The following is a 25,221-nucleotide window of genomic DNA, read 5'->3' on the forward strand; positions in this document are numbered from 1 at the left end:
CCCGAGACGGCACCGGCACGAGAGCGCCGCAACGCGCAGACTGGACCCATGGCCAGGCTCGACCTCCGCACGCGACTGCTCGGCCGACTGCTCAGCGCCGCCTCGGTCACCCGCCGGTCGGAGGAGCAGATCCTCGCCGACCAGCGCCGCGAGATCGGACACAACCCGGTTGTGGACCTGCTGCTCGGCGGACTCGCCACGGGCGTCGCCGTCCGCGACACCACCGCTGCCGGCGCGGACGGCCCCGTCGGCGTCCGCGTCTACCGCCCCACCACCTTCCGCGGCACGCCCCCGCTCGTCGTCCTCATCCACGGCGGTGGCTGGACGTCCGGGTCGCTCGACACCTACGACTGGCTGGCCAGCAGCATCGCCCGGGACACCCAGGCCGTGGTCGCCTCCCTGGACTACCGCCTGGCCCCGGGAGCACGCTGGCCCGCCGCCGCCGAGGACTCCTACGCCGCCACCGTCGACCTCGTCGGCCGAGGCCACGAGCTCGGTGCCGACACCAGCCGCCTGGCCGTCGTCGGCGACAGCGCGGGCGGCAACCTCGCCGCCGTCGTCGCCCTCATGGCACGCGACCGCTCCGGCCCGGCGATCGCGTTCCAGGGCCTCATCTACCCCGCGACCGACCTCACGATGGCGAGTCCGTCCATCGACGAGAACGCGCACGCCCCGATCCTGACGAAGGCGGACATGCTCGCCTTCCGCGGCCACTACCTGGCCGGCCAGGACCCGACCGACCCGTACGCGTCGCCGCTCTTCGCCGACCTGACCGGCCTGGCGCCGGCACTGGTCCAGGTGGCCGAGCACGACCCGCTCCGTGACGACGGCCTCCGGTACGCCGCAGCCCTCCAGGAGGCCGGGGTCGCCGTGCGCACGACGACCTACGTCGGCATGACCCACGGCTTCATGGCCTTCCCCCGGATCAGCAGGGCCGTCCCGCAGGCGCTCGGGGAGCTGACCGGGGAGCTGCGCTCCGCCCTGGCCCGGCCGTGATGGCCCGGGTCGGGCACGCCCTCGCCGTCCGCCTGCACGCGATCACCTTCGCCGCCGCCGGGCTCTGCACCATCCTGATCGTCGTGCTGCCCTCGGGCACGGGTGCTCGGTCCGCGGCCGCGATCCTGGCCGGCACCCTGACGCTGGCCGGGCTCGGCATCATCGCGACCGGCCTGTCCGACGAGCGACCGCTCCGACAGGTCCCGCTCGCCATGCCGCTGCTGATGACCGCTGCCGGAGCCGCCGTCGCCAAGACGGTCCTGCTGCAGGCGGGTCGACCACTGCCCGGGGTCCTGGCCGCCTCCGCCGTGGTCGGGCTCGTCGGCGGGCTCGCCGTCGCCGTCGCGGTCGTCCTGCTGCTCGCCGCCCGGTCGCGGCACCGGCTGACGATCGCCACGCTCAGCGGTCTCGGCCTGGTCGGCCTGCCGGCGCTCATCTCGAACGCCCTGCTGCTCGTCCCCGGCGTCGACCGCGACCTCAACCACGTCGCGACCATGGTCGGCGTCGTCGTCACGGGTGCCGGCCTCCTGCTCATCGCGCTCGCCCTGGCCAGTCGGCCGATGGGCACAGCAACGGTCAGCGACGACGCTCGGCAGGCATCCCACCGCTGACCGCAGTGCGGATCCTGTCGTACCCCTGGTGCGGACGCCCATGCGGGCGTACTGTTCCCGCCAGGTGACCCCGGACCCCGGCTGCCGGATCGGAACTACGCATGCAGCGCTCGCCCTCGGCACCTCGCGCGCTGCGCCGGATCACCTCACGAACCGCGGGCCCCGGGAGCAACGCAGCTCCCGCAGGACACCCCGCGTGACAGGGCGCACCGTCGCGGGGACGGCGACGTGCGCTTGAAGCCGGTGGTGTCCTGAACCCGACAGCGCCCCACCGGCTTCCGTCAGTTCTGTGCGGTCGGCCGGACGATGACCTCGCCCACGTCGACGCCGTCGGGCTGCTCGATCGCGAAGGCCACGGCACGGGCGATGGCCTCCGGCGGCATCGCGATCGCGTCCCGCTGCTCCACCAGTGCCGCAGCGACCTCGGCACTCGCCCCCAGGCCGACGCCCTCCGTGTTCGTGAAGCCGGGCGTGATCACCGTGACCCGGAGCGAGGCGCCGGCTTCCTGCCGCAAGGCCTCTGACAGCACCCGGACCGCGGTCTTCGTCGCCGCGTAGACGCCCTGCGCGGGCACGATCCGGTGCGCCGACGTCGACGCCGTGTTGACGAAGTGCCCGGAGCCCTGGGCGCGGAACACCGGCAGCGCCGCCGCGATCCCGTTCAGGACACCGGTCAGGTTGACGTCGATCATCTGCTGCCAGTCGTCCACGCGGAGCTCGTCGAACGGCGAGATCGCCATGCTCCCCGCGTTCGAGAACAGCACGTCGAGCCGGCCGAACCGGTCCTGCGCGCTGGCCACCAGCCGCTGCAGGTCCTCGCGCTGCCGGACGTCGATCGGCACCGCGTGCGCCTCTCCGCCCTCGGCGCGGATCTCGTCCACGAGCGACGCCAGCCGATCGGCGCGGCGGGCACCGAGCACGACGTTCGCGCCCGCCGCCGCCAGGTGCCGAGCCGTCGCGGCGCCGATCCCGCTCGACGCCCCGGTGATGGCGATGGTCTTGCCGCTGATGCCGTCCATGGTGGTCTCCTATCGCAGTAGAGTGGACACCCGTCCACTTCTCGAGAGGCTACCGGACACATGTCCACTTCGTCGACCCCCTCCGCTCGTGTGCTGCGCGCGGACGCCGAGCAGAACCGCACGCGGATCGTCAGCATCGCCCGACAGGCCTTCACGGAGGACAGCGCCACGACCATGCAGGCGATCGCCCGCGCGGCCGGCGTCGGGCAGGGGACGCTCTACCGGCGGTTCCCCACACGGGAGTCACTGCTCGCAGAGGTCTACCGCGACGAGTTCGACGGACTCCTCGTGACGGCCCGACGACTCCTCGACGAGCACGAGGACGAGCCGGTCGTCGCGCTCCGCCGGTGGTTCGACGTGCTCGCCTCCTTCGGCCGGATGAAGCACGCGCTCGCGGACGTCCTCGACGCCGTCACCCGTAGCGACCTGCACGACGAGCAGTACGACCGGATCCTGGCTGTGGTCGACGACCTGCTGCGGGCGGGTAAGGACGCCGGGCAGGTGCGCCCCGACATCGCACCTGACGAGGTCTTCCCCCTGCTGAGCTTCCTGTGGCACCTCGAGCCGCAGAGCGACGCTCGCACCGCTCATCTGCTCGACCTCGTCGTCGATTCCCTGCGGATACGGTAACTGCCTCAGGGTGTCACTGTGCCGCCACGGCTCCAGCCTCGGCGGTTGCCTCCGACGCCGACTCGGACTCCGACTCCGGCACCGGCCGGAGGAACCGCCACGTCGCGATCGCCGCAGCCAGACCGGCCGCCACGGACATGCCCAGCGGGAACGACACGACGGCCGGCAGCGAGGTCGGCCCGGTGAACCACAGCACCACGAGTGACGCCGTCACCACGGCGAGCAGCCCGGCGAGCGCCGCATGGGCGGCGGTGTGCGCGCCCCGGGACCGCACCTGCCGCAGTGCCCGGCCGAGCAGGTACGTGCACGGGAGCGCGACGGCCGCACCGCCCAGTGCGAACACCGCGGTCGCGACCACGGTGACGACGACCAGCCAGACCATCTGGCTCGGGTCGCCGAGTCCTCCGCCACTGGTGACTGCGGCGAGGAGGTAGAAGGCCACCGCGCCGATCGGGGCCGTCACCCCCGCCAGCCACAGGTAGCTGCGTCCGACCAGCCGACCGGTCTCGTTCATTCCCCAGGTGTCCACACCGGCCATCCTGCCGCACCGCGGCAGACAGCTGCCGGCCACGCAGCGGACGGGAGGCTCGGTACCAGCTGGTGGGGAGCCTCCCGTCCGACCGCTGGTCACCGCTATGGTCCGAGTGTGATCGTCTGGCTGAACGGAACCCACGGTGCGGGCAAGACCACGACCAGTCGGCTGCTCCAGCCGCTGCTGCCCGGGTCGCAGATCCTCGACGCTGAGAAGGTCGGCGAGGTCCTGATGGACATCAAGCCCGGCCTGCCAGCGACGGACGACTTCCAGCACTGGGACCCCTGGCGGCCGCTCGTGGTCGAGACGGCTCGTCGCGTCCACGACTACATCGGTGGCAGACCGCTCATCATGCCGATGACCGTCCTGGTCGAGGCCTACTGGCGCGAGATCCAGGCCGGGCTGACCGCATCCGGCATCCCGGTGCGCCACGTCGTGCTGCACGTCGACGGCCCCACGCTCGTCGACCGCATCCAGAACGACCAGGAGCTCGGCCCGTCGACGTTCCGGTTCGCCTACGTCGACGCGTACGCCGAGGCCGCGGCGGGCTGGCTGCACCGGGAGGCCGAGGTCATCGACACGACGTCGATCCCCGCCGCCGAGGTCGCGCAGCGGATCGCGGACGCGGTCAGCGAGGGCGCCTGACACGCCGCTCGGCCCACCGAGTCGTCAGGACGCCACGTTGCGGAGCGTGTCCCGCGGGTACTCGCCGAAACGCTCGTGGTACGTAGCCGAGAACCGCCCCATGTGACTGAAGCCAGACCGGCGCGCGACGCCCGCCACGGCACCCCGCTCCACGCCGACCGCCCGGAGTTCCGCGTGCGCACGGTCGAGTCGGGTCTCGCGCACGAACGCCATCGGGCTCCGCTGGAACTCCCGCTTGAAGGCCTCTTGCACACCACGCACGCTCAGCGAGGCCGCGTCGGCGATGTCGTCCACCGTGATGGGCTCGTGCGCGTGGTTCAGCACGAAGTCGAGGGCAGCCCGGATCCGGTCGTCCTGCGCCGCGCGACGGTCGAGGAGCCGCTCCCCACTCGACGGGTGGAGCACCAGGAGTGCGCGGGCGACCTCACGGCGCGCTGCCGCCCAGGCCGCCGACTCGGCGCCGTGGACGCGGAACGTGTCGACGGCATGCCCCAGGCTCCGTTGCCACTGCGCCCTGGCTGCGACCTCCGGCGTGGCTCGGCGGTCGAAGGCCGACGTCGTCCCGACCACGTTTTCCTCTGCTGCGACCTCGAGGAGCAGGTCCTTGCTCAGGTGGATCAAGCGCTGGTCCCAGTCCTCGTACTCGAACGCGAAGCGCCCCTCCCTGGGGAGCATCGACGGTGGCGCCCCCGGTTGCAGGCGGGTGACGTCCTCGGCTGTCTGCACGCGTGCCCGACCACGCTCGAGCCAGTGCACGACGACGTCGCTGCCGGTCGAGGCCGTGCCACGGAGATGTCCGTGCATCTGGAGCCGTCGGACGCTCATCTGCTCGTCCCCGATGGCGACGTACCGGAACCAGAACGCATCGTCCGTCGGCCGGCAGTTCCACCCGGCTCCGTCGTAGATCGGCGCCAGCACCTGCAGGGCCGCGTCCGGCTGGCGACCGGAGACGGACATCAGGCGGATGTCGTGGTGAGCCTGATCAGACACGGGAGGTCCGTTCGGTTGTGCAGCATGGCGTCAACCGAGGGCTCGGGGTCGTGGGCGCGACCATACGCCGAACCACCGCGGACCACCAGGGCCGGTCGGCCGGATCGGGCCGTTTGGTCGCCGAATCGGGCCACATGCCGGACGGGAGGCTCGGTGCCAGCTGGCACCGGGCCTCCTGTCCGGCAGTTGGTCGCTTCAGACGGCGGTGTAGCCGCCGTCCGCGACGAGGACGGAACCCGTGATGAACGACGCGGCGTCGCTGGCGAGGAAGACGACGCTCGGGGCGATCTCCTCCGGCAGGGCGAACCGCTGCTGCGGGGCGTCGTCGATCCAGTAGCGCTTGAAGTCCTCGCGGTCCACGGGCGCCATCTCCGTCTTGACGTAGCCGGGGGCGAGCGCGTTGACGCGGATGCCGTACTGCGCCCACTCGACCGCGAGGGACTTCGTCAGGTGGTGCACCGCGGCCTTGGACGCGTTGTACGCGGGCTGCCACTGCGGACGGTTCACGATGATGCCGGACATGCTGCCGATGTTGACGATCGAGCCGGAGCCGGCCTCGCGCATGTGCGCACCGACCGCGATGGTGGCCTTCCAGAGCGCCCGCACGTTGAGGGTGAACACGGCGTCCCACTCGTCGTCCGTCACCGCGAAGGCATCGTTGTGGACGCAGGTGCCGGCGTTGTTGACCAGGACGTCGATCGTGCCGAAGGCGGCGAGCGCCTCCTCGGTCATGCGGGTCACTTGGGCGTCGTCGGTGATGTCGGCCGTGATCGTGACGAACTCGTGGCCGGCTGCCGCGGCCTCTGCAGCGACCCGCTCGTTGCGGTCGGTGGAGCGACCGACGATCGCGACGCGAGCGCCGGCCTCAGCGAGTCCGAACGCGAACGCCTTGCCGAGGCCCTGGTTGCCGCCGGTCACGATCGCGGTCTTGCCGTGCAGGCTGAAGGGGGAGGTCATGTGGTGCCTTTCGACGCGTCCGGTCGTGCGGAGGGCTCAGTCCACCACGAGTTCGCGGACCAGGGCCGGGATGCGCTCGCGGAACGGGAAGAACCCGCGTGATGCGTACGGCCACGCGGCGCTGTCCCAGCGTCGGCGGACGGTGACCAGGCTGACTCCCTCTGCGGCGAGGGCAGCACGCAGCACTCCGAGCCGCTCGTGGACCGGCCCGACCGGGGCGTACGGCACCACCACGGTGTCGAGCTGCTCGGACTCCGCCCAGCGCAGGACCGTCGACGGCAGCGTGTCGGCCAGCACCTGGGCCGGGCGGCCACTGGCGTCCAGCGTCCGTTCGGCCGCGTCGTCGAGGGCGGTCGCCGTGAAGGCCTCGACGACGTCCGACACCGGGAACGGGGACCGCGCGACGGGGTCCGCGGAGACCGCGGTCGCGATCGGACGGTCGGGCAGCCGGGGGTGCTCGGTCAGCAGGCTCGTCGCTTCGAGGTCCTCCTCGTGCAGCAGCAGCCCGACCCGCTCGCCGATCGTCCCCACGACGTCGTCGGACTCGATCGGCGTGCGTGGTGGCAGCGGCTCCTCGGAGAGCGCTCGAGCGGTCGGGGCCAGGCCACTCGGCGAGAACCGGCCGTCCGTGTACCGCGCGATGTTCGACGCCGTCGCCAGGTAGGTCTTGCCGGCGGTCTGCAGCCCGGCGACCCAGCGCCACGACAGCGTGTTCGAGGCCGCGTCGCCGTCGAGCAGGTGGCGGTAGAAGAAGTCGGCGCCGAGCTGCCACGGCAGGCCGAGCGTGAAGACCCAGATGCTCGCGAACCACATGCGGGTGTGGTTGTGGAGGTACCCCGTGTCGATGAGCTCGCGTGCCCAGGCGTCCATCGCGTCGATGCCGGTGCGGCCGTTGACCGCGTCGTCGTAGCCGGCCGGCAGGCTCCCGGTGGCGAACTCGTCGACCTCCCGCCGGTAGCGACGCCACACCTCGGGGTTCTGCTCGAGCCAGCCCTTCCAGTAGGTGCGCCAGAAGACCTCCTGCACGAACTTCTCGGCGGCGGGCAGGCTGTGGCGTTCGAGGACGGCTCCGACGACCTCGTGCTCGGTCACCAGGCGGTGGCGGACGTACGGCGACAGCCCCGAGACGTTGTCCCGCGATGCGCCGAGGTCCGCGTTGCGGTCGCGGGCGTAGTCACGGCCGGCGCGGGGGACGAAGTCGTCGAGGGCGTCGAGGCCGGCGGCTCTGGTGGGGATGAACACGTCTTGATCATGCAGGGGACCTCCGACGGTGCCGACGGTCCTTAGCGCTTTCTGGGCCACAGGACGGACGGGAGGCTCGGTGCGAGCTGGCACCGAGCCTGTCGTCCGGCGGATGGTCGCCGCGCACCATGCGGCTTCCGGTTCAGGTCCGCCGAGATTCGGCTGCCACCGGTACCGAAGAACGGGCATTCCGGACGCGGCGGGCGACGAGCGCCGCCGCCACGAGGAGCAGGACAACGACCCAAGTTCCGACCCCGAGCGGCCCTGCGAGAGCGAGGTCCGGGGGTGCGTCGGCAGATGACAGCAAGAAGACCAGGCCACCTGCGGCATTGAACGCACCGTGCCCGAACACGCACGGCCAGATCGACCCGCTCCAGATGCGGAGCCAGCCCATCAACGAACCGACTGCGACGCAGCCCGCGACCATGAGGAGTACCCCGCTGGCATCTGGGCGGTCGAAGTTGTATCCCAACAAGATCAGCGGGGTGTGCCAGATCCCCCACGCAACCCCGGTGAGGAGCACCGCCGGCCAGTTCCCGAGCGGCTGCAGGGCTGGGAGCAGCCACCCGCGCCAACCGATCTCCTCGCCGAACGCCAGGAGCCCGTTGACGATGGCAGCGAAGGGGATCATGACCAACTGAACGACAACGAGCGTATGGATCGAGACCTCCCCTTGCATCGAACGCGGCAGGGTGGCGGCGAAGCCGCTGAACTCGGCGAGATCGAGGCGGACGAAACCGAACGCCGCCGATGTCGCGACTCCCGCAGCCACCGTCAGCGGCAGCGCGATGATCGCCCCAGCCGTGAGGAGGGCCGTCCTCCGCGGCATGCTGACCGGCCACACGCCGAGGTGACGGAGCCACGATCTCCAGGAGCCCCGGTCAAGCAACAGGACCGTCAGCACGGTCGCCAGGGACGGCGTGAACATCATGACCGGGAGCACCAACGCCGCTCCTGGCGAGGAGAGACCTCGCGCATCCGTCCACAGCGGGAGGCAGACGAGCCACGCAAGCAGGAACGACGTTGTGATGAAGACCCCTACCGAGAGCCAGCGGACACGGCGGGACATCCGTGTCAGGTTCATCGGAGCGCGTCCGCGAGTCCGTCGACGTCATCGCACTCCACAAGCAACGTCGATCCGTCGTGCATCACGAGTTCCGCAGCCGAACCTCCGCGCTGGAACACAGCGGGCGGTCTGCCCGAAGCTCGACGGACTCCGACACCGCCGTACCCAACTGGGTTGATGGTCGACGTGGATACGGACGCAATGCGCGCAGTCGACACCGACTTTCGAAAGAACGGTGTCAACCAGACGATGAGCAAACCGTCTCGGACCACGATCGAGAGTGTCTGTGTCGCGGCGCTCAGCCCGAGCGCGATGCCGACACTCAATGCGGCGATCACTGCGCTCGCATCCGCGCCACCCCGGGCGGACAACGACGGGATCGATGCCACGAGGCCGGCAGCGCTGGCGAGGGCAACGATGATGCCGAGGATCACGATCGAGATCGGGGCGCGATGGCGTTCACGGAACAGGGGCAACGGACCTCTCCTCTTCGGTTTCGACAGGACTTCCCGCAGGTGACGGTGCAGTGTCTTTCTGTGGTGACAACGGGCGAATTCCTCGAACGTCCACGTCGATCGGAAGTACCAGCAAGGTGAGCGCGGCGAACATCACGATCGAGAACGAGCTGACGCCCATGAACAAGATGATCCCGAGGTGGAGTGCAGCCCCGCACGGGTAGAGCACGCGGGTACGGAACCAACGCGGAAGCACTGGCGAGATCGCAATCGAGAACTCTGTCGCCATCACTGCGAACGTCAACAGGGCAGTGATCAGCGGCTGCGCGGTCACCGCGTACACCAGTGGCTGCGCCCAGTCAGGGGCACCGAAGTTCGGGTGCCGCTCCCACGCGTAGAGCGCAGTTCCACCCGCCCATTCCGGGACGGCGATCTTGCCGATGCATGCCTCGAGATAGACCACGACGATCTGCGCTCGCATCAGCCACCAACTCACGTTGCCGATGAGAACCGCAACGCCACTATCGGACGTTCCCGGAAGCGCACCACTCCATGGGTTCCACCGCCAGTCCGTGATGCTCACCGGGATGAGGAGGACTCCCAGGATTCCCGCGAGTTGATCTCCACCGTCGACGAGTGTGCCGGAGAGAGGGACGCTGAGGAGGATCCATGCTGCAGGCAGCGCTGTGAGCCAAGGCAGGAGGCCCGTCGCGAACACGAGCAGAAGGACGCCTGCAGACCGTGTCACCAAATCGAGCGGAACCGCATCAGCCGCGCAGAACAGGGAGAGTGCGCTCACGCCTGAACAGTCCAAGACGTCAGGTTTGCCATTCGACGGGGTGAACACCGCCCAGCTCGGTCCGATGGTCAACGTCAGCCCTGTTCCGAGGAACAGCAGCGAACGAGCGATCGTCAGCGGAAGCGTCCATGGTTCTGGAACAGCCACCCGGCGGTGCAGCAGGTTCGCACTCATCAGCAGCTCACCTGGAGCCGCAGGACTTCCGTCACGTAGCGCGGCTGGTCGCGGAGGTGGCGCCATCTCCACGGAGTGACCTGCTCCGCAGCCATCACGAGCGGCCCACAGAGCGTCGGACTCGGCAGCCCGTTCACACGCCGTACCACGGTAGGAGCCGCGGCCACGCACACCCTTACGCCAGCACCGTCGCACTGCTTCCACGATGACTTTCCGATGCCCTGCAGCAGCAGTGCCGACTCGACACCTTGTCGCCGTTTGCTGCGGTCGAACCCGAACCCGTTCGACGGTTCCGCGTACTCTCCGACGGACAGTGGCTTGACCACTCCGGCGTCGATCCGGTACGGGACCAGGGCTTCGGAGTCCGCCGGTTTGGTGAAGAACGCCCACCCCTGAGGAAGAACCTTCTGCATCACTGGCGACACCTCTGACTGGAACGGGAGCGCCCCGGCGCCGCTGTTCTGGAGTCGTCCCTGTAAGACGTAACCACCAAGCAGGACGCAGACAGCGATCACACCGATGACCGACAGAAGGGGGACGCGCACGACGCGCGTCCCCCGGTTGTGCCGATCAGACACTCTGGAGCAACGCTGCGACGAACTGGCCGTCCGTGTCAGACGCGACCGCGGTGCGCTTGCTTGCCGCGTTCTTGCCGGCCACGGAAACATCACCGACGAGGGCGACGGAGGCGACAGCGACGACACCGACGGCGACCGCAGCAACTACAAGCACCAAGTACCCGCCGACCGCGACGTTGAAGAGACAGTCAGGACCGACCTCGCCGGGCACGTACGTCTGCTCGCTCTTCTGCATCGCATCAGCGGCAGCATGTGCGGCCGGCGTTTCGGCGGCGCCTTCGACAACATGCCGAAGAGCCGAAGACACCGCGACGGGGTCACCCGCGTCAAGCGCTGACGTGAGATCTACAGCCAGTTCAGGATGCGCCTCGAGCATCTGCTTCGTCGATTCCGCCGCCAGATCCTTCGCATCATCCCCCGCGAGGAGCTCCACGACCTTGGCCTTTTCGGAAGATGAGATGTCGCCCAGTGCCCCGTTGGCAATCAGCGTCTGCCCAAGCCTTCCCTGGAGAAACACAACCCCCTCGATCAGCTCCGCGGACGTGTAGCGCTGACCGTCAGCCGCCTCTGGCTCAGCAGCCGAAGCGCCGGTACTCGAAGCGAATGCTGCCGAGACGGCGACCACTCCAGCCAGCACGCCGCCGATGATCTTGTTCTTCTTCACTGAAGCCCCTCTGTTCATGCACCCCCACGAGAGCCCGCGTCCGGTGACCCGGATCATGGAGGACCGACACAGACACTCTGGATGAGATATTCCACTGGCGCAAGTCGATTGATCGTCGTTGCCGTTAGCGTTGCCCTCGTGATCGCACCGTCGCCGTCCCTGCCCGCCTTCTGGGAAGCCCGCCGCCGCGAGTCCCCCGACCTGCCGGAAGCCGTCCCGCTCGCGTGGGCCTTCGGCGCGACGCCGGACCACGCCGACGCCCTGCTCGACCTTGTGCTCCGCGGGGTGAAGGACGGGACCGCGTCGTCGCTGTGGGACTACGAGGAGAGCGGCGAACCGCTGCCCGAGGTCGGCGAGCTCAGCGTCATCCTCGATGGCACAGGGGAGCCACGAGCCGTGCTCGTGACCACGCACATCGCGATCCTCCCGTTCGACCAGGTCGACGCGGAGCACGCCCGCGCCGAGGGAGAGGGCGACCGGACCCTGGCGTACTGGCGATCCTCACACGAGCGCTACTGGCGCGAGCACTCCGAGAACCCCCGTGGCTTCGCGCCGGACATGCCCATCGTCTGCCAGCGCTTCGAGCTGCTGTGGCCCCGATGAAGGTCATGCCCGCGGACACCCCGGAGCGGGCGGAGCTCGAGGCACAGGGGTGGACCGTCGTCGCCCGGTCGTTCGGCGCGCAGCTCGACGCAGATGCGGTCGATCAGCTTCGGTTGCAGGGCCTCGTTGCCCGGACTGCCGACGTCGCTTCGATGCGAGAACTCAGCCGGGCCGACGTCGACGCCGTGCTGGCCCTCGACGCCCTGACGATCGGTGACTACCCGGGCAGCATCGCGACGCAGCACACACCGCTCGACCGGCAGACTGCGGAGCCCTCGGCGTCGCGGCGCGGGTTCGGGGTGTTCCTCGGGAGCGGTGAGCTGGTCGCGATGACGTTCGTCGACGTCGACGGGTCGGACGCCGAGACGGACTTCACGGTCGTGCACCCGGACTGGCGCGGACGAGGTCTCGGTGTCGCCGCGAAGGCGGCGTCCGTCCTGGCCCTGCTCACCGACGGTGTCACGCGGTTCCGGACTGGAGGCTCGGCCGACAACGTCGCAATCCTGGCCGCCAACGACGTGGTCGGCTACGTCCGCGACGAGGAGTGGGTGACGCTCGAGCCTGGCGGTCGCTAGGACCGCGAAGCAAAGGAGCGCAGTGATGTATGAGCTGGAATGTGGTCGTCAAGCGAGGCGTCCCGACTCCGTGGGGAACGATCGCCTGGAGCACCTACTCTGCGATCCAGCGTCTCAGCGCCAAGGGCAACGGCGCAGTCACCTACAACCGCTGGGAGTGAGCACGATGATGTCCTGGACCGAGGAGTAGCGCATGAACCCACTCATCCCGACCGCACTCGATGGCACACTGATGATCGTGTCGCTCGTTGCGCTGTTCCTGGCATTGGCAGCGTTCATCTCGCTGATCCGCTCTGCCTCGCCCTCTGGCTGGTGGCTACTCGCGTGGACTCTGGTGGTGCTCCTCATCCCCTTCATCGGGCCGGCAGCTTGGTTCACGGTTCAGCATCGCAAGCAGTCGTTCGCGCTCAAGCATCACAGCGACAGCGCGTAAGCATCGCGTGAGCCCCTGGTCGTGAGAGGTCCCCGCTGCGGTGTCAGGCGTGACTGGCGACGGTACCGTCACTCAGCTCTGAAACCGGCCCGGACGAGGAGCAGCCTGGTCGGAACCCCGCAGGCGCGCGACGATCGCGCCGTGAGGGCGCGGCGTTCCACTCACAGCGGTGCGGCTGTGCGTCTCGATGACGTCGAACCCCGCCGCCTCAAGCTCCCGCGCAAGCAGATCGGCCGGCCAGCGCCAGGCAGTGACGACCGCGTGGTCGAACGCCTCAAGTGCGTCGCCGACGAAGAAGCCCACGAGGAGCCGCCCACCTGGCCGCAGCACCCGAGCGAACTCGTCAAGGGGGCGGCGGATCGTCCTCGGGTCGTGATGGATCAGGGAGTACCAGGCCAGGACGCCACCGTACGTGTCGTCTGGCTCGTCGAGAACGTCGATGCTGCCGAGCGTGAACGACCCGTCCGGGTCGGCCCTCCGCGCGTGGTCGATGAACGCGGGTACCTGATCGACCCCTCGCACGTCGAAGCCCTGCCCGGCGAGGTGCGCCGTCCAGTGCCCGGGCCCGCACCCGGCGTCGAGCAGGGGCCCCTCGACGCAGGACGCCCACGTCGTGACGAGGTGCACGTCAGATGGATGCACCGAACTCACGCGTCCGAGATGCTCGGCGTACTCCCCGGCCCGGCGTGCGTACGCGGCATGGACGTCCGGCGGCATGCAGGAAGCCTAGGAGCTGACGACGGGGATGTCCCAGTAGGAGGGCTGCTCGTACTGCTCCGACCAGCCTCGACGCATCCGAGTCGCCGCTCGGTCGAACTCGATGACCACGTCCATGTCCGCGGTCAGGAGCGCCTGCAGCCGGAGACCGTCGAAGAGAGCGAGGAGCTGCTTCGCACCACGGACCGGGTCCATCGTCGCCGGCTCCCGCCCCGCACGCACATCCGCGGCCAGCCCGTTGTTGATGGCTTCCCGGAACTGCCGGTACGCGGACCGGTAGTAGTCGGACCCGTCCAACGTCGGGTCAGCAGACGAGGCGAGGCAGTACGCCAGCAGCTCCATCAGCGCTGGCTCCTCTGCGTGCGCTGCCATCAGGGCATGCAGGAACGCGACCGTGCCCTTCTCGGCCATCAGCGGCACCAAGGGTGCGGAGATCGCCTGCGTCCACCGCTCCACGGTCGCGGTGAGCAGCGCCCGATCAGTGGGGAAGAACTGCTCCACCACCGCCACCGGCAGCTCCGCACACGACGCAGCTGCTTCAAGGGTGAACCGGGTGACGCCAGCGTCGTGCAGGGCGGTGATCGCACCGTTGACCGCCCGAGTCCGGGGCGCTTCCTCCTCGGCTGCAGTGTTGCTGGTCAGTGGCGCGAGGGGGTGCTTCCGGAACCACTCGAGGAGCCCCCGAGCCCGGGTGAGCCCGAACATCGGGTCGGTGGGCTGGCCTGGGGCGAACAGGTCGCTGAAGCCGGGCACCTCCCGCATCAACGGGTCCATCGGCTGGAACGCCATCGACCAGTCCGGGAACGCCCGCCGCTGGATCTGCTCGTCGAGAAGGACACGGACGCTGGTGTGGCGAGGGTCGAGACGGACCTGCTCGAACCGGGTCCGCACCACCTCGTCGTCACCCTCGAGGATCCCGAGACAGTTGTCGCCGTTGTGCGCGAGGATCCCCGTCACCCCGAGGGCGGTGTTCTTCTCCCGACCGACCGCCAGGATCTGCGCGAGCTCGGTGTCCGTGATCGGACGGGTCTGGGTGCTGGTGTACACGATGGAACGCATCAGTCCTGGTCTCCTTGCCTGCCGGAACACTGCTGCCTCCGAGTGAAGTCCGCGCCGCCATCTGACACAACCCCCACACCGGGTCAAGCCCGCCCGCGGCCGCGATCCGCGCGGAGCATCCGGCGATGGCCCTCTTCAGTGCTGGCGCTGCTCGCCGACGGCGTGGCGCGGCGCGAATCCGGACTGGAGGCTCGTCCGACGAAACCGCGATCCTTGCCGTCACCGACGGGGTCGGCTCCGTCCACCACGAGGAGCGAATGACGCTCCGGGCGAAGCTGGCCCGGGGGGGCGGGAGGTGAGCGTCGCCGTGGGCCTGCCGCATTCTGGAAGTGCGTCACATCCGGCATGCTCGTCGGGTGGAGTTCTCGTGGTGGACCTGGTCGGGGCTCGTGGTCACTGCGCTCGCGGGATGTGGGCTGATCGGTCGCACCCTCGTGATGGCCGTTCGCAGAGACTGGATCGGCCGGGTTCGAGCAGAACGCGGGACCAGTGCTCCTTGGTTCTGGTCAGGGATCGGAGTGCTCGTCATCGCGGGCTCACTGCTGATCCTGTGGGTCATCGCACTCGACAGCTGACCGTCGGAACATCGGACCCTCCATCGGGCAGAACCAACCCCAGTGAGGGATGCTCCATGGGACGCGTCGGACCTACAGACCCTTGCGCTTGTTCGTCTCCCAGTAGCCGAGTACGACGTCGTCCCCAACCGGCAGCTCTCGTTCGACGAGAAGCAGCAGCCGGCGTCCTTGGCGTTCGTGGGAGCGGGCAGCGGCCTCGGTTGGCCAGCCGGCCTCGATGTCGTAGTGCTCGCTGAAGTCGCGGGCCCACGCAAGGACCTCGCTCTCGAGCCGCGGCGACAACGATGGCGTGCCGACGGCGCAGAGGCCGTCTTCGTCCCACAGCGGCCAATCGACGCTGTACTCGTTCATCAGCCGGTACTGCACACCGGAAGGATCGCACAGGCGCGGTAGCCGAGGCTGCGGCGCCGGGTGAGTGATCCGCTACTGGCCGACCGAACGGGGCCCGCCTTCCGGCAAGAGATGCCCCATGGCTCGCAAGATGTCACCCAACCACACGAACTCCCAGTTCACTGTCCAGTCAGAGTCCGGATGCGACGTCAAGTTCTGCCACGACTCGGTCGACTGACCGATCGTCGGCTCGGGCGCGTCCTTCCCTACGTCGTAGAGCTCTGGGGCGGGCAACGAGTAGAAGTAGTCTTCGCGCAGTGTGACCGTCTTCCCGGCCGTCTGCTCGACATGCTCGAGGATCCGTTCGAACACGCGACGCAGGTCAGCCACAGGGATCTGGAGACCGTTCCACTCAGGCACCCCACGAACCTTGCTCATTTGGCGGTATCTCGTCAAGCGGATCGCCAACCGGCCGTAGAGCTGCGTGCGCCGCCGCTGTCAGCCCGCGGCCCGTCCGAACGACCGAACGTGCCACACCAGCAGGACCGGGAGTGCTAGCAGCTCGATGGCAAGCGCCGCTGCGAAAGGACCGGGCCAGCCCTCAACGAGCAACGAAACCAGCCGACCGACACCCCCACCGATTGCGGCGATCAGAACGACTCGCGTGATGGTTGACCGGTATGCCGGGCGGACAAGCGACCACCAGAGAGTGAGGCCGAGTACCAGCCAGACGCCACTGAGGAACCGGTACTCGCTGCTCGTAGAGACCGCGACGTGTTGCTCCTCGGGACCGGTGACGGCGCCTAGGACCATCCCGACGCCGCCGCCCACGACGGCGATGGCGCCCACGACCGTCAGCAGAACGATGAGCACGGCCCGGTGCGAAGCCTCGCGTGCGTCGGAACCCGGAAGTTGCCTATCGATCACTGCGTTCCTTCGATCCTGGGCGGCCATGACGGTCGCCGGCCACCGCCGACGGTATCGGAGTGGGCCGGGCTGAGCGTCACCTACACGACTGGTCAGCGTGCCTGCCTGTCGTCATCGTGCCCGATTCACAGGGAACCAGGGCGCACCTGGCCTGTCTCACTAGCCGATCGGTCGATGAGGCGGGCGACTTGCGGTCCGGCCACGGCCTCCGTGACGGCGAATCCTCCGGTTGCTGCACCTGCGATAGCGAACGATCCGGTTGCGTGTTGTACGGAGAAGAGCAGTCCGAGCCCGGTCATCGCGACACCGAGGCGCGCGACAGCGGCAGTCGTGAAGAACGCGATCGCGCCAGGTCGGCGGATGACTCCGCCGTAGCGTTGGACAGGCGATCGCATCGGGTCGAGTACCGATCGAAGGCGAGAGCGTGCAGTCGTCATGGACGATGCCTCCACGCGGTGTGCGAGACCGTCGGCAGACAGGGCGGACTGCACATCGACGGTCCTAGCAAAACCGCGGAACTGCGCAATGATGCCCCGGCCACCTTCACCAACGCAAGACGCTCGCGGTGTCTTGGTAGCCGATGGTGTGCCGGGCGCGGGGCGTAGCTCCCGAAGTGATGCGGATGAGCAAGAAGAGCCTGCCCACGAGATCTTGGGCAGGCTCTTCGGGGTCGGTGCCCTCAGCTTTGGAGGCCACCGAACGCCGCAGGGATCTCCTCAGGAGGGAGTGTCAGGAGCTGCTTCATGTCACGTCCGGTGTCGTCCACGATGATCTCGTAGCGACCTGCTTCCAGCTGGTCGTAGACCGCGTTGACGGCGAAGTCTGCCTCGATCATGGCGACCAAGCCCACGAACTCGGTAGACATCTCGGTGCGGACGAAGCCGAGCACGGTGTCTACGACGTGGATGCCCTGCGGGAGCAGTTCGCTCCGCATCGAGTTCGTCGCGGACCACATCGCTGCTTTGGATGCACTGTAGGAGTGGAGCAGTGGCATCCAGGCTGCAGCAGACAGGACGTTCAAGACCGTCCCGCCGCCACGAGCGGTCAGGACGGGCGCGAACGCCCGGGTCATCAGGACCGGGCCCCAGAAGTTGGTGTCCATGTCGGCGCGGATCGCGGCGATGTCACCAGTAGCGAAGGGAGCGTGGTTCGCGATGCCGGCGTTGTTGATCACCAACGTCACATCGTCGGCAATCTGAGCCGCGTCGAGGATGGTCTGCTCATCCGTGACGTCGATGCGCAGCGGGACGACGCGCGGATCATCCCAGGTTCCCGGCGTGCGCGATGCGGCGTAGACCTTCGAGGCGCCTCGCGCGAGGGCCTGCTCGAGGAAGACTGCCCCGAGGCCGCGATTGGCCCCGGTGATGAGGACCGTGCTGTCAGCGATGTTCATGACCGTTCCCGTCCGTCTCCGGAACCGTTTCCACAGACGGAACAATGCTCCGCTTAAAGACCATCGCCACACCAGCGTGGTTTCACTGAGGTTCGCTCCCCGCCACCAGTCTCGATGGGCGATCGGCTATCGGACGCTTCGAGAGCGGCCCTCTGGCAGGGTGGTCAGATGCCCAACCGCTTTGGCGATGACCTGACCCGACTCCAGGAGATCAATCTCGTCCAGGAGTCCGATTCCGCAAAGCACCTGCTCGCCTACGGCATCCGAGCCCTCCGAACCGCGGCGTTCATAGAGACGACTAGGGACCCGATCATGACGATGCTCTCAATCGGCATCGAAAAGATGCTCAAGCTCGGACTGGGACTCCTGCACGTCGAAGTCCAGGGTGCGTGGCTTCCGGCTCGCGTCCTCAAGAGCGACTTTCGGCACGACCTCATCAAAATGGAAGGTCTCCTGCGTGAAGCAATCCGCGACCGCAGAGCACGAGCAACACACGTTGCCTTCGTCGATCAAGCACTCGCGGAAGTAGATGCGGATCCTGTGTGGCCGTCGCTCGTTGCGGCGCTGAACCGCTATGGCCAGGAGGGCCGCTTCTACTACCTCGATGCGCTCGCTGAGAACCCGCAGCGTGAAGAGAGCCCTCAAGCGTTCTGGGATGCAGCGGAGTGCGTTGCTCGCGACAATGATGAAGCGATCAGCGAGCTCTTCCAACGGATGCTGGGTGACTTCTCGCTGTCGGATGAGTTCGCACGGTCGTTGAATGGTCGCATGGCAGAAAGCTTGCAGCGATTCTGCGACCTTTTGACTATGTCGGCTGTGCAAGGCGTGCTCGGCACTCGAGGCAAGGCCTGGGGGCATGACTTCAAAAGTGTTGGGCGCCAGGTCGCTGGCGACTGAACTCCGCCCCACAAATCGATCAAGCTGATGCGACTGCGCGACACGAGCAGGAACGTGCTTCGCTCCGTCCTGTCCAGCTCTCGCAGGACGGATTCGAGCAGAGCGGGGATCGAGGTGAAAGCCTCGCAGGGCGCTCGAGGGAGGTGTGCAGCGCGAACAACCCGCCGCCTAGTGCCATGCTTCGCTGGCATGGTCACGTCTCGACGAGGTGTGTTCCGACTCGGCTTTTAGTGAACCGCTACCGCAGGTGTGGCAGCCTGAGGCATGAAATCGCCCCCAGGAGCAACGAGCGCGCCGGGAACGTCCGCGTTGGACGCGGAGGCTCGGCTGAGGCGTCATGTGGGCACGGAAGTTGTCGCGTTTGACTACGCCATCAGCCAAGCGAAACGGACATCGTTCGCGACTGCGTTTTTCTGCCAGGTCTTTAGCTGCACAAATCGCTTATGGCTCGTGTCGAGCAGGTACAGCGCCGAGCGGCGCGGCCGGTGAATCCACGGCAGCTGCGGAGTGCGATTTTCACTGAGTGGCAGGTGATTTGCCTTTCGGTGAAGGCGATCCGCCGCTACAACCAGATCGCGCGCGGTACGGAGATCCAGAGCTCTTCCGACGTTCCGCTCGATCGCGGACCAGCTTTGCGCGCTGCGTTCGATGACCGGCACGTGCATCAGCACGAGAAGTTTGACGCGAAGACCTCGCTCGATAGCGTCGAGGACGACATTGCCGCCGTGACTGTGTGCGTAAACCGTGTCGAGTGCGTCGAGGCCGTGCCGCGCGCACCATGTCAGCAGGTCCGTAGTCCCCTGTGCTCGGGCGACATCGCTGAAACCTGCCGTCCAGCGCACGTAGTCCCGGCCGGCATAGAGATTGCGCGACGCGTGTCGGCGGACGTGCATCGACAGGTCTGACCCTGGGTCGTACCAGCGCTTCTTCGCGGACGTGAGTCGAGCGAACGTCCCGTGCACCATGACGCTGCAAGCCCCACGGGCGTCGTCGACGCTGTCGTCTGGGGGCCCGTCCTTGCTGTCCGCCTCAGCGTGATCGTCAGTACCGGACTCATCTCCCGCCGAGTAGTCTACTCCGGGCTTACCAACCACGAGGCCGCCGAGGGCCGACACCGTGGCGACGACCGAGTCGCGCGCGGCCTGGAGAACGGCTTGAACGGTTTCTTCACGGGTTCTGCCCAGCGAATGCAGGACCGCGGCGGCGACCGTTCTCACTAACTCGTCGTCGTCAGCCAACGACATGTTCATCAATGCCACGGCGGACCGCGCCGAGGAGAACGTCGCGATGTTTGCCAGCAGGCGGTCGGCGTCGGATCCGACCTCGTCGCCGGGACGCGCGACTAGGAACGGCTCATCAAGCTGGCGGGGCGTTGCAGCCATGTCAGCAGCCAGTCCGTACTGCCATCCGGACGGTGCTGAACGAGCGATCAATCCCAGCGCCGCCCGCTGTAACCAGTCAAGGGAACGAATCTGCGCCTCCGCCGTCAACGCCCTCGGTTTCGGCGTTGTCTGCAAGAGTGGATCTTCTGGATCGACGAAGCCCGCAGTCGGCAGGCCCGCAAGCGAGAATCCGATTAGCATCAGTTGCGTGCTTCGCTCACCCGCGTCGCGGGCCCGCCATCGCCGCGAAATGGAATGCGCGCTGAACTCCGCCATCTGTCGCTCGCCCCTCCGGGAGTTGGAGACTCCCCCTCAACGGAGACCGTATCGGGGATCTCGACCGGGCACGCTTCGCGGAGCTCCTGATGTCCGGTGAGGACGTCACCTGAATCAGCAACCAAGGTGAGCGCGTCCTTCCACACGTTGCGGAGAGCCCGCAGCGCCGGTCCGACGGAAGGACGGTACCCGCGGTGAATGAGAACATCACGCCGCGCTGCTCGGACCTCACGGGCAGAGCTATGAATCGCTCGTCCCATGGTCAGACGGCGTAGCCGCGGACTGGATGATCCGCGGTGCTCGCAGTCATCGTGAGTTGGACGGAGTGGTGGCGACCCAGACCAGAAGGACTGGATCCGCTACCGGCCAGCCCCAGCTACCGGGCAGGCGAGCGGTCCGCGGGATGCCGAGACAGCACGGCAGTGAATACACCTCCGACCAAAAGGACCAGACCAACGCCCGCGATGAGGGACTCGCCAATCGCGTTCGGAGCATCGAGAACCGCATGCTCGTCGAACCAGGTCCGAGGATCGCGCCGTCGAAGTTGTCGATGATGATGATGACCAGTCCCAGGAGAGCCGAAACCCGAGCCCACAACCGCTGCATGCATCAGAGCATGGCTGATGGAACCGCAGCGCTGCTGAGAGCGCGTCGACGGCCAGCCAGCGCGGCAAGGAAAGCAGCTACGACTCTTGACGCGTTAAGGACGCGTCCGCTGTTCGCCTCGCCGTGCTCGTTTTCCGATGATCTTCCTGGCATCGGCGGCGAAAGCATCCCAGAACGGGGCGAGCCGGTGGTTATGGAATGCCGCCCGGTACACTTCGTCGTCGAACGCGGCGTTCGCGTACGCAGCACGAAGCCCGTCAAGAAACGCGATATTTTGCGTCTCCTCTGCTCGGGCGAGGACGCGGTCCTTATCCTTCCGACGATTGCTGTGCCCGTCGGGCGAGTAGTAGCCGCGATCGAGGTTCAGACGGGCGACGACGGTTCGGGCCCGGCTCTCCATCTCCGGTGGTCCGACAATGGTGAGGACATCGAGGGCACGTTTCACCGCTCCCAGCTCCTGGTCGATATCGGCTTTGAGCCCGAGGACTTCGGGGTCGTCCTTCGGTTCGTAGTCCGTGTCCATCCGCGGGGCGGACACGCGTCGTCCCCGCAGCTCGATGACGTCGTACGCATCACGGGTAGCCGTCATGAACGTCACGTACGCCTCCCGCCGCTTCTCCCGGAGCCATCCCTCGTGCTCGCGCCGATTCGTCGCACGCGCCACGTAGAGGGCCGCACCCGCCGCCAGGAGGGCCCCCAGGCCAGCGACAGCCGGGGCGAGCCACGTCTCGACACCGGAATTGCTGGACACGCTCACGACAGCCGCTGAGGCGAAGGCAGACAAGTTCACGCGCCCGATTCTGCCGTTGACCGCCCTCGAACGGCAGCGGGCTCGGTGAACGGCGAGCCGGTGCGCCCGTCGCCCTTCTTCCTCAAATGCGTGTTGAGACGGGGCTCGCCGCTTGTTCTCGCCCTTCGGCGGCCCAAGTAGGGACGATGCAGGTTGCCGAGCCTGGCCGAAACGGATCCTCATGAGTTACAGATTTGGGCTAGAGCTCGCGCTTCGCCAGACGGCGGCTGAAACCGCCGTCCGGAAGAATCGGGCCACCGGGACCGAATTGGCGCTCGTGCCCGAATCGGGCACTTCGATAGAACTGGAGGATGACCTCACTTCCGGAGATCCTGCGGTTCCGCGCCTTCACCACCTCGAGCGAGGACCCGGCGTCTGGCAATCCGGCCGGGGTGGTCCTCGGCGCGGAAGAGCTGTCCAGCGACGAGATACTCGCGATCGCCGCCGACCTCGGCTTCAGCGAGACGGCGTTCCTCTCGTCGGTCACTCCCGGCTCGGCGCGGATCCGGTACTTCACCCCGCGCGCGGAGATCGCGTTCTACGGTCACGCGACGATCGCATCCGGTGTGGTGCTCGCGCGACGCGGCGCGGGCCCGGTGGTCTCTCTGACGACGAACGCCGGCGCAGTACCCGTGGAGGTTCAGCACGACCGGGCAACGCTCATCGCTGTCGACACGGCGGTCGAGCCGCTCGAGCCGGAACTACTCGACGAGTTGCTCGCCGCGCTCCGACTGGACCCCGAGGATCTCGACCCAGCGCTTCCGCCGGCCTTCCTCCGCGGCGGGAATCCTCACCCGATTGTTCCTGTCCACGCGGGTGTGCTCGCCCGCCACGACGGCGACGCGGTGCTCGCCCTGCAGGACCGCGAAGGCTGGGACGGCACGATCCCGGTGGTGCACCGCGCGAGCGCGACGCACTTCGTGAGCCGTAATCCGTTTCCGCGAGGCGGCATCCGCGAGGATCCGGCGACCGGCTCGGCCGCGGCCTCGCTCGGGGAGTATCTGCGGACGGGCGGCCACGTCGCTCCGCCCACCGAGATCACCGTCGAGCAAGGCGCCGAGACGGGCCGACCGTCACTGATCTCGGTGACGATCCCGGCGACGGGCCGAATCCGCGTCAGCGGAACGGCAGACGAGCTCTAGCAGAAGGAGCACCCTCGTTCTCGGTCACTTCCATCCGAACGGTGGCCGCGAGAGGCCAGATCGGGGGGGAGAACTCTCGGCCGCTACCGCCGTCAGCATGGGGATCCGTCAGCGGACGCCCGAAGCGGTGAGTTGAAGGCAAGCCGGCTGAGCAGGAGCGCCCACAATCAGAGCGACCTACCCCCCCCCCCCCCGAGAACCGCCTCGCGCGGGGTCGATCGCACCTTCCGAGCTGTGCCTGCCTGTCGTCGCTCCAGGACGCGACGCCACTGCAGTACCAACCCAGCAGCGTCGGCGCCGTTCCGAGCGCCAGAGCGGAGCGCTGGGAGGAACGCCTGGGTGACGGCGATGAGCACGAAGACGTTGGCTTCGTAGGCGGCGCGGAGTTGCTATGTCGACGTCCCCGTGATGTCCTCACCGCCCGGGTCCACACGGGCGTTGTTGACGAGGATGTCCAGGCTCCGACCGCAGATCCTCTTCGCAATAACCGTCCGGGTAGCACCCGACGTTTGAAACATCGGGAGCGATGGTCAAGAGTTCCAGAGAAGCAGACAAGCAGCGACCAGGGGCAGCGATGTGCCCATGCGCTAGGGTCTCGGATCGTCGTGTGCTCGATATCTTTGTCCTGCTGTCCGTCATCGACTTGCGGTAGCTCGAGAGGAGCCTCATGCACGAAGCCAGCATGCCCTCAGCGACTGGCGTCAGGATCGCGGGCGACCGCTATCAGTGGATGCATGCTTGGAGCGCGTGCCTAGATCTCCTCACGGATGCTGAAGACCCCACGTCTCTCAATCCCGGGGTCGCTGTCGGGGTGGAAGCGGCTGGCCTTGTTCCGCTCGACGACGTCGTGTATTACCGCGCAGCTCCACCGCACACCTACTGGCAGGTCAAGTGGGCGGTCGATGGCACATCTCCGGTGAACCTGGACTACGTGTCAAGAAAGGGTCTGCTGAAGCGGATCCGGGAACGCTGGTCTGAGATCACCTCGTCCGGCGAACCAGCCGAAGTGATACTCGTATCGCCGCGCGAAGTCGATCCGTACGACGAGCTGGCGTCCCGTCGAGATGCAAGGACCGGCAAGTTAGTCCCACGTGGCGCGGCAGAGCACCCCGTTCCATTGCGAGCATCACGGGACGCTTGGTCGGCGGCAGCTGACACATCCACCGAAGGGTTGCTCGCACTGCTCAGCGACATGCGCTTCGAAACCGGAGTCGATGAGTTTCGGATCCGCCAGACGATCCAGTTGAAGATGCGAGCTTGTGGTTTACGCAGCGAGAGTAGCGACGTCGAAGCCGCGATCTCTTGGATCGAGCAGCAGGTCGTCGCCGGCCAGCGATACATCGAGCTCGCGGCAGTGACGGCGTATGCCGAAACTATGCGCCGGTCCGAACCCTGGAGTCGAATTTCGATCGCGACGCTTCAGGTTGACCCGAACAGCCGAACCGCGCGCGCGGCCGTCGACTGGAACGGACGGATGGACGGAAATGGGGTCCCTCACGCCACCGTTGCACCGAAGGCGCCGCACACCTGGGCAGAGCTGGCGGCCGAGCTCGACGCGCTCCGCGCCGACGTCGCGCCAGCACAACGAATTCTCATCTCGGGGACAATGCGTCAAGCAACCGGATTCTATGTCGGATCTGTCTTTCGGCGCGTCCTCGGGTACGAGGTTGCCATCGCACAGGGCACCAAGCTTTGGACGAGTGAGGCTCGGTCGACGCCATATGTGCCCGACGTTAAACTGCTCGAGATAGGAGCGGGCGATGAACTTGCGATGCTCACGTGCGTATCTAATGGCGCAGCCGACAACGATGTGCGCGCCTACCTTGAGAAACACCAACCGTCCGTCGGACGCCTCCTCATCGTCAGGCCCAAGGACGGGGTTACCGGGTTAACCGCCATCCCCGACGCGGAAGCGGCGGCAGCATACGCGCAAGCGGCCCTTACGACGGTCCGCAGCCACGCTCCCAGAGGGAAAGTCGTCCACATGTTCCAAGCTGGTCCGCTTGGGCTATCCGTCCTCCTCGGGCATTACTGGAATCGGGTCGCTCCTACTGCAGTATACGAGCACCTCGGCGGGCGCGATTACGAACGCGCCTTCGATGTTCAAGGGTGAAACGTCACCGAAGGGACATGAGCCCGACATCGAACGACGGACCGC

29 protein-coding genes are annotated in these 25,221 nt (G+C 67.6%); 11 read left to right on the forward strand and 18 right to left on the reverse strand.

The features are described 5' to 3' along the window. The first annotated feature begins 48 nt into the window (after positions 1-48). The gene (locus ITJ54_RS06470) at positions 49-996 is read left to right on the forward strand and encodes an alpha/beta hydrolase (RefSeq protein ID WP_194626702.1); all 948 of its coding nucleotides are present in this window, start codon (positions 49-51) and stop codon (positions 994-996) included. Continuing rightward, positions 996-1,607, forward strand: coding sequence for a hypothetical protein (locus ITJ54_RS06475; protein WP_194626704.1), 612 nt, complete (start codon positions 996-998; stop codon positions 1,605-1,607). Before ITJ54_RS06470 ends, ITJ54_RS06475 begins: the two co-directional genes overlap by 1 nt. Positions 1,608-1,888: 281 nt before the next feature. On the opposite strand, the gene ITJ54_RS06480 is transcribed toward ITJ54_RS06475, so the two are convergent. Beyond that, positions 1,889-2,626, reverse strand: coding sequence for an SDR family oxidoreductase (locus ITJ54_RS06480; protein ID WP_194626705.1), 738 nt, complete (start codon positions 2,624-2,626; stop codon positions 1,889-1,891). A 60-nt stretch (positions 2,627-2,686) separates the two neighbouring features. Here ITJ54_RS06480 and ITJ54_RS06485 point away from each other — a divergent pair, with 60 nt between their 5' ends. Then, a complete protein-coding gene (locus ITJ54_RS06485; RefSeq protein ID WP_194626707.1) occupies positions 2,687-3,256 on the forward strand; it encodes a TetR/AcrR family transcriptional regulator in 570 nt (189 codons plus the stop codon). Between the two features lie 13 nt (positions 3,257-3,269). On the opposite strand, the gene ITJ54_RS06490 is transcribed toward ITJ54_RS06485, so the two are convergent. Continuing rightward, the gene (locus tag ITJ54_RS06490) at positions 3,270-3,785 is read right to left on the reverse strand and encodes a hypothetical protein (RefSeq protein WP_194626708.1); all 516 of its coding nucleotides are present in this window, start codon (positions 3,783-3,785) and stop codon (positions 3,270-3,272) included. A gap of 117 nt (positions 3,786-3,902) precedes the next feature. Between ITJ54_RS06490 and ITJ54_RS06495 the strand changes: the two genes are divergently transcribed. Next, positions 3,903-4,433, forward strand: coding sequence for an AAA family ATPase (locus tag ITJ54_RS06495; protein WP_194626709.1), 531 nt, complete (start codon positions 3,903-3,905; stop codon positions 4,431-4,433). A gap of 24 nt (positions 4,434-4,457) precedes the next feature. On the opposite strand, the gene ITJ54_RS06500 is transcribed toward ITJ54_RS06495, so the two are convergent. The 8 genes from ITJ54_RS06500 to ITJ54_RS06535 all read right to left on the reverse strand — a co-directional run bounded on the left by ITJ54_RS06500 (position 4,458) and on the right by ITJ54_RS06535 (position 11,358). Next, a complete protein-coding gene (locus ITJ54_RS06500) occupies positions 4,458-5,423 on the reverse strand; it encodes a helix-turn-helix transcriptional regulator (RefSeq protein WP_194626710.1) in 966 nt (321 codons plus the stop codon). 195 nt (positions 5,424-5,618) lie between these two features. Further along, positions 5,619-6,380, reverse strand: coding sequence for an SDR family NAD(P)-dependent oxidoreductase (locus ITJ54_RS06505; RefSeq protein WP_194626711.1), 762 nt, complete (start codon positions 6,378-6,380; stop codon positions 5,619-5,621). A 36-nt stretch (positions 6,381-6,416) separates the two neighbouring features. Next, on the reverse strand, positions 6,417-7,622 hold the full coding sequence (locus ITJ54_RS06510) for an FAD-binding domain-containing protein (RefSeq protein WP_323741613.1): 1,206 nt from the start codon (positions 7,620-7,622) through the stop codon (positions 6,417-6,419). Positions 7,623-7,764: 142 nt separating this feature from the next. Beyond that, complete coding sequence (locus tag ITJ54_RS18260) at positions 7,765-8,565, reverse strand: CPBP family intramembrane glutamic endopeptidase (protein WP_194626713.1); 801 nt, start codon at positions 8,563-8,565, stop codon at positions 7,765-7,767. A gap of 137 nt (positions 8,566-8,702) precedes the next feature. Further along, positions 8,703-9,164, reverse strand: a complete 462-nt coding sequence (locus ITJ54_RS06520; RefSeq protein WP_194626714.1) for a hypothetical protein — start codon at positions 9,162-9,164, stop codon at positions 8,703-8,705. Next, positions 9,148-10,116: a sporulation-delaying protein SdpB family protein gene (locus ITJ54_RS06525; RefSeq protein WP_194626715.1), complete on the reverse strand. Its 969-nt coding sequence runs from the start codon at positions 10,114-10,116 to the stop codon at positions 9,148-9,150. Before ITJ54_RS06525 ends, ITJ54_RS06520 begins: the two co-directional genes overlap by 17 nt. After that, a complete protein-coding gene (locus tag ITJ54_RS06530) occupies positions 10,116-10,661 on the reverse strand; it encodes an SdpA family antimicrobial peptide system protein (protein ID WP_194626716.1) in 546 nt (181 codons plus the stop codon). Before ITJ54_RS06530 ends, ITJ54_RS06525 begins: the two co-directional genes overlap by 1 nt. A gap of 25 nt (positions 10,662-10,686) precedes the next feature. Further along, positions 10,687-11,358 (reverse strand): hypothetical protein, encoded by a 672-nt coding sequence (locus ITJ54_RS06535; RefSeq protein ID WP_194626717.1) that lies wholly within the window; start codon positions 11,356-11,358, stop codon positions 10,687-10,689. Positions 11,359-11,496: 138 nt separating this feature from the next. On the opposite strand from ITJ54_RS06535, the gene ITJ54_RS06540 reads away from it, so the two are divergent. Genes ITJ54_RS06540 through ITJ54_RS06550 form a run of 4 tightly spaced genes read left to right on the forward strand, consistent with a single transcriptional unit; the run spans position 11,497 to position 12,969 of the window. Beyond that, positions 11,497-11,961 carry an ASCH domain-containing protein gene (locus ITJ54_RS06540; RefSeq protein ID WP_416354897.1) on the forward strand — a complete coding sequence of 155 codons (465 nt, stop codon included), beginning with the start codon at positions 11,497-11,499 and terminating at the stop codon, positions 11,959-11,961. Positions 11,962-11,966: 5 nt separating this feature from the next. Continuing rightward, positions 11,967-12,536: an acetyltransferase gene (locus ITJ54_RS06545; protein ID WP_228508707.1), complete on the forward strand. Its 570-nt coding sequence runs from the start codon at positions 11,967-11,969 to the stop codon at positions 12,534-12,536. Positions 12,537-12,565: 29 nt separating this feature from the next. Next, positions 12,566-12,697, forward strand: coding sequence for a hypothetical protein (locus ITJ54_RS18085; RefSeq protein WP_267237986.1), 132 nt, complete (start codon positions 12,566-12,568; stop codon positions 12,695-12,697). A 32-nt stretch (positions 12,698-12,729) separates the two neighbouring features. Further along, positions 12,730-12,969 (forward strand): PLDc N-terminal domain-containing protein, encoded by a 240-nt coding sequence (locus tag ITJ54_RS06550; RefSeq protein WP_194626721.1) that lies wholly within the window; start codon positions 12,730-12,732, stop codon positions 12,967-12,969. A gap of 72 nt (positions 12,970-13,041) precedes the next feature. On the opposite strand, the gene ITJ54_RS06555 is transcribed toward ITJ54_RS06550, so the two are convergent. From ITJ54_RS06555 to ITJ54_RS06580, 6 genes are all read right to left on the reverse strand, one after another. Further along, complete coding sequence (locus tag ITJ54_RS06555; RefSeq protein ID WP_194626723.1) at positions 13,042-13,686, reverse strand: class I SAM-dependent methyltransferase; 645 nt, start codon at positions 13,684-13,686, stop codon at positions 13,042-13,044. 9 nt (positions 13,687-13,695) lie between these two features. Further along, complete coding sequence (locus ITJ54_RS06560) at positions 13,696-14,745, reverse strand: BLUF domain-containing protein (protein WP_194626726.1); 1,050 nt, start codon at positions 14,743-14,745, stop codon at positions 13,696-13,698. Positions 14,746-15,392: 647 nt separating this feature from the next. Further along, entirely contained in the window at positions 15,393-15,686 is a 294-nt protein-coding gene (locus ITJ54_RS06565; protein ID WP_194626728.1) for a hypothetical protein, read from the reverse strand. A gap of 57 nt (positions 15,687-15,743) precedes the next feature. Beyond that, a complete protein-coding gene (locus ITJ54_RS06570) occupies positions 15,744-16,070 on the reverse strand; it encodes a hypothetical protein (protein WP_194626730.1) in 327 nt (108 codons plus the stop codon). A gap of 78 nt (positions 16,071-16,148) precedes the next feature. Further along, on the reverse strand, positions 16,149-16,523 hold the full coding sequence (locus tag ITJ54_RS06575) for a DUF4345 domain-containing protein (RefSeq protein ID WP_194626732.1): 375 nt from the start codon (positions 16,521-16,523) through the stop codon (positions 16,149-16,151). A gap of 733 nt (positions 16,524-17,256) precedes the next feature. Continuing rightward, positions 17,257-17,970: an SDR family oxidoreductase gene (locus tag ITJ54_RS06580; RefSeq protein ID WP_194626733.1), complete on the reverse strand. Its 714-nt coding sequence runs from the start codon at positions 17,968-17,970 to the stop codon at positions 17,257-17,259. Positions 17,971-18,138: 168 nt separating this feature from the next. Here ITJ54_RS06580 and ITJ54_RS06585 point away from each other — a divergent pair, with 168 nt between their 5' ends. After that, positions 18,139-18,867 carry a hypothetical protein gene (locus tag ITJ54_RS06585; RefSeq protein WP_194626734.1) on the forward strand — a complete coding sequence of 243 codons (729 nt, stop codon included), beginning with the start codon at positions 18,139-18,141 and terminating at the stop codon, positions 18,865-18,867. Between the two features lie 365 nt (positions 18,868-19,232). On the opposite strand, the gene ITJ54_RS06590 is transcribed toward ITJ54_RS06585, so the two are convergent. Further along, positions 19,233-20,525, reverse strand: coding sequence for a hypothetical protein (locus tag ITJ54_RS06590; RefSeq protein WP_194626735.1), 1,293 nt, complete (start codon positions 20,523-20,525; stop codon positions 19,233-19,235). A gap of 700 nt (positions 20,526-21,225) precedes the next feature. Next, the gene (locus ITJ54_RS06595) at positions 21,226-21,921 is read right to left on the reverse strand and encodes a hypothetical protein (protein WP_194626736.1); all 696 of its coding nucleotides are present in this window, start codon (positions 21,919-21,921) and stop codon (positions 21,226-21,228) included. A gap of 311 nt (positions 21,922-22,232) precedes the next feature. Between ITJ54_RS06595 and ITJ54_RS06600 the strand changes: the two genes are divergently transcribed. Together ITJ54_RS06600 and ITJ54_RS06605 are read left to right on the forward strand one after the other, a co-directional pair. Then, positions 22,233-23,063, forward strand: coding sequence for a PhzF family phenazine biosynthesis protein (locus ITJ54_RS06600; RefSeq protein ID WP_194626737.1), 831 nt, complete (start codon positions 22,233-22,235; stop codon positions 23,061-23,063). A gap of 667 nt (positions 23,064-23,730) precedes the next feature. Continuing rightward, positions 23,731-25,176 carry an SAVED domain-containing protein gene (locus ITJ54_RS06605; RefSeq protein WP_194626738.1) on the forward strand — a complete coding sequence of 482 codons (1,446 nt, stop codon included), beginning with the start codon at positions 23,731-23,733 and terminating at the stop codon, positions 25,174-25,176. Positions 25,177-25,221: the final 45 nt, after the last annotated feature.

Source organism: Curtobacterium sp. VKM Ac-2865 (assembly GCF_015350905.1).
In the GTDB taxonomy this organism is placed as follows: Bacteria; Actinomycetota; Actinomycetes; order Actinomycetales; family Microbacteriaceae; genus Curtobacterium.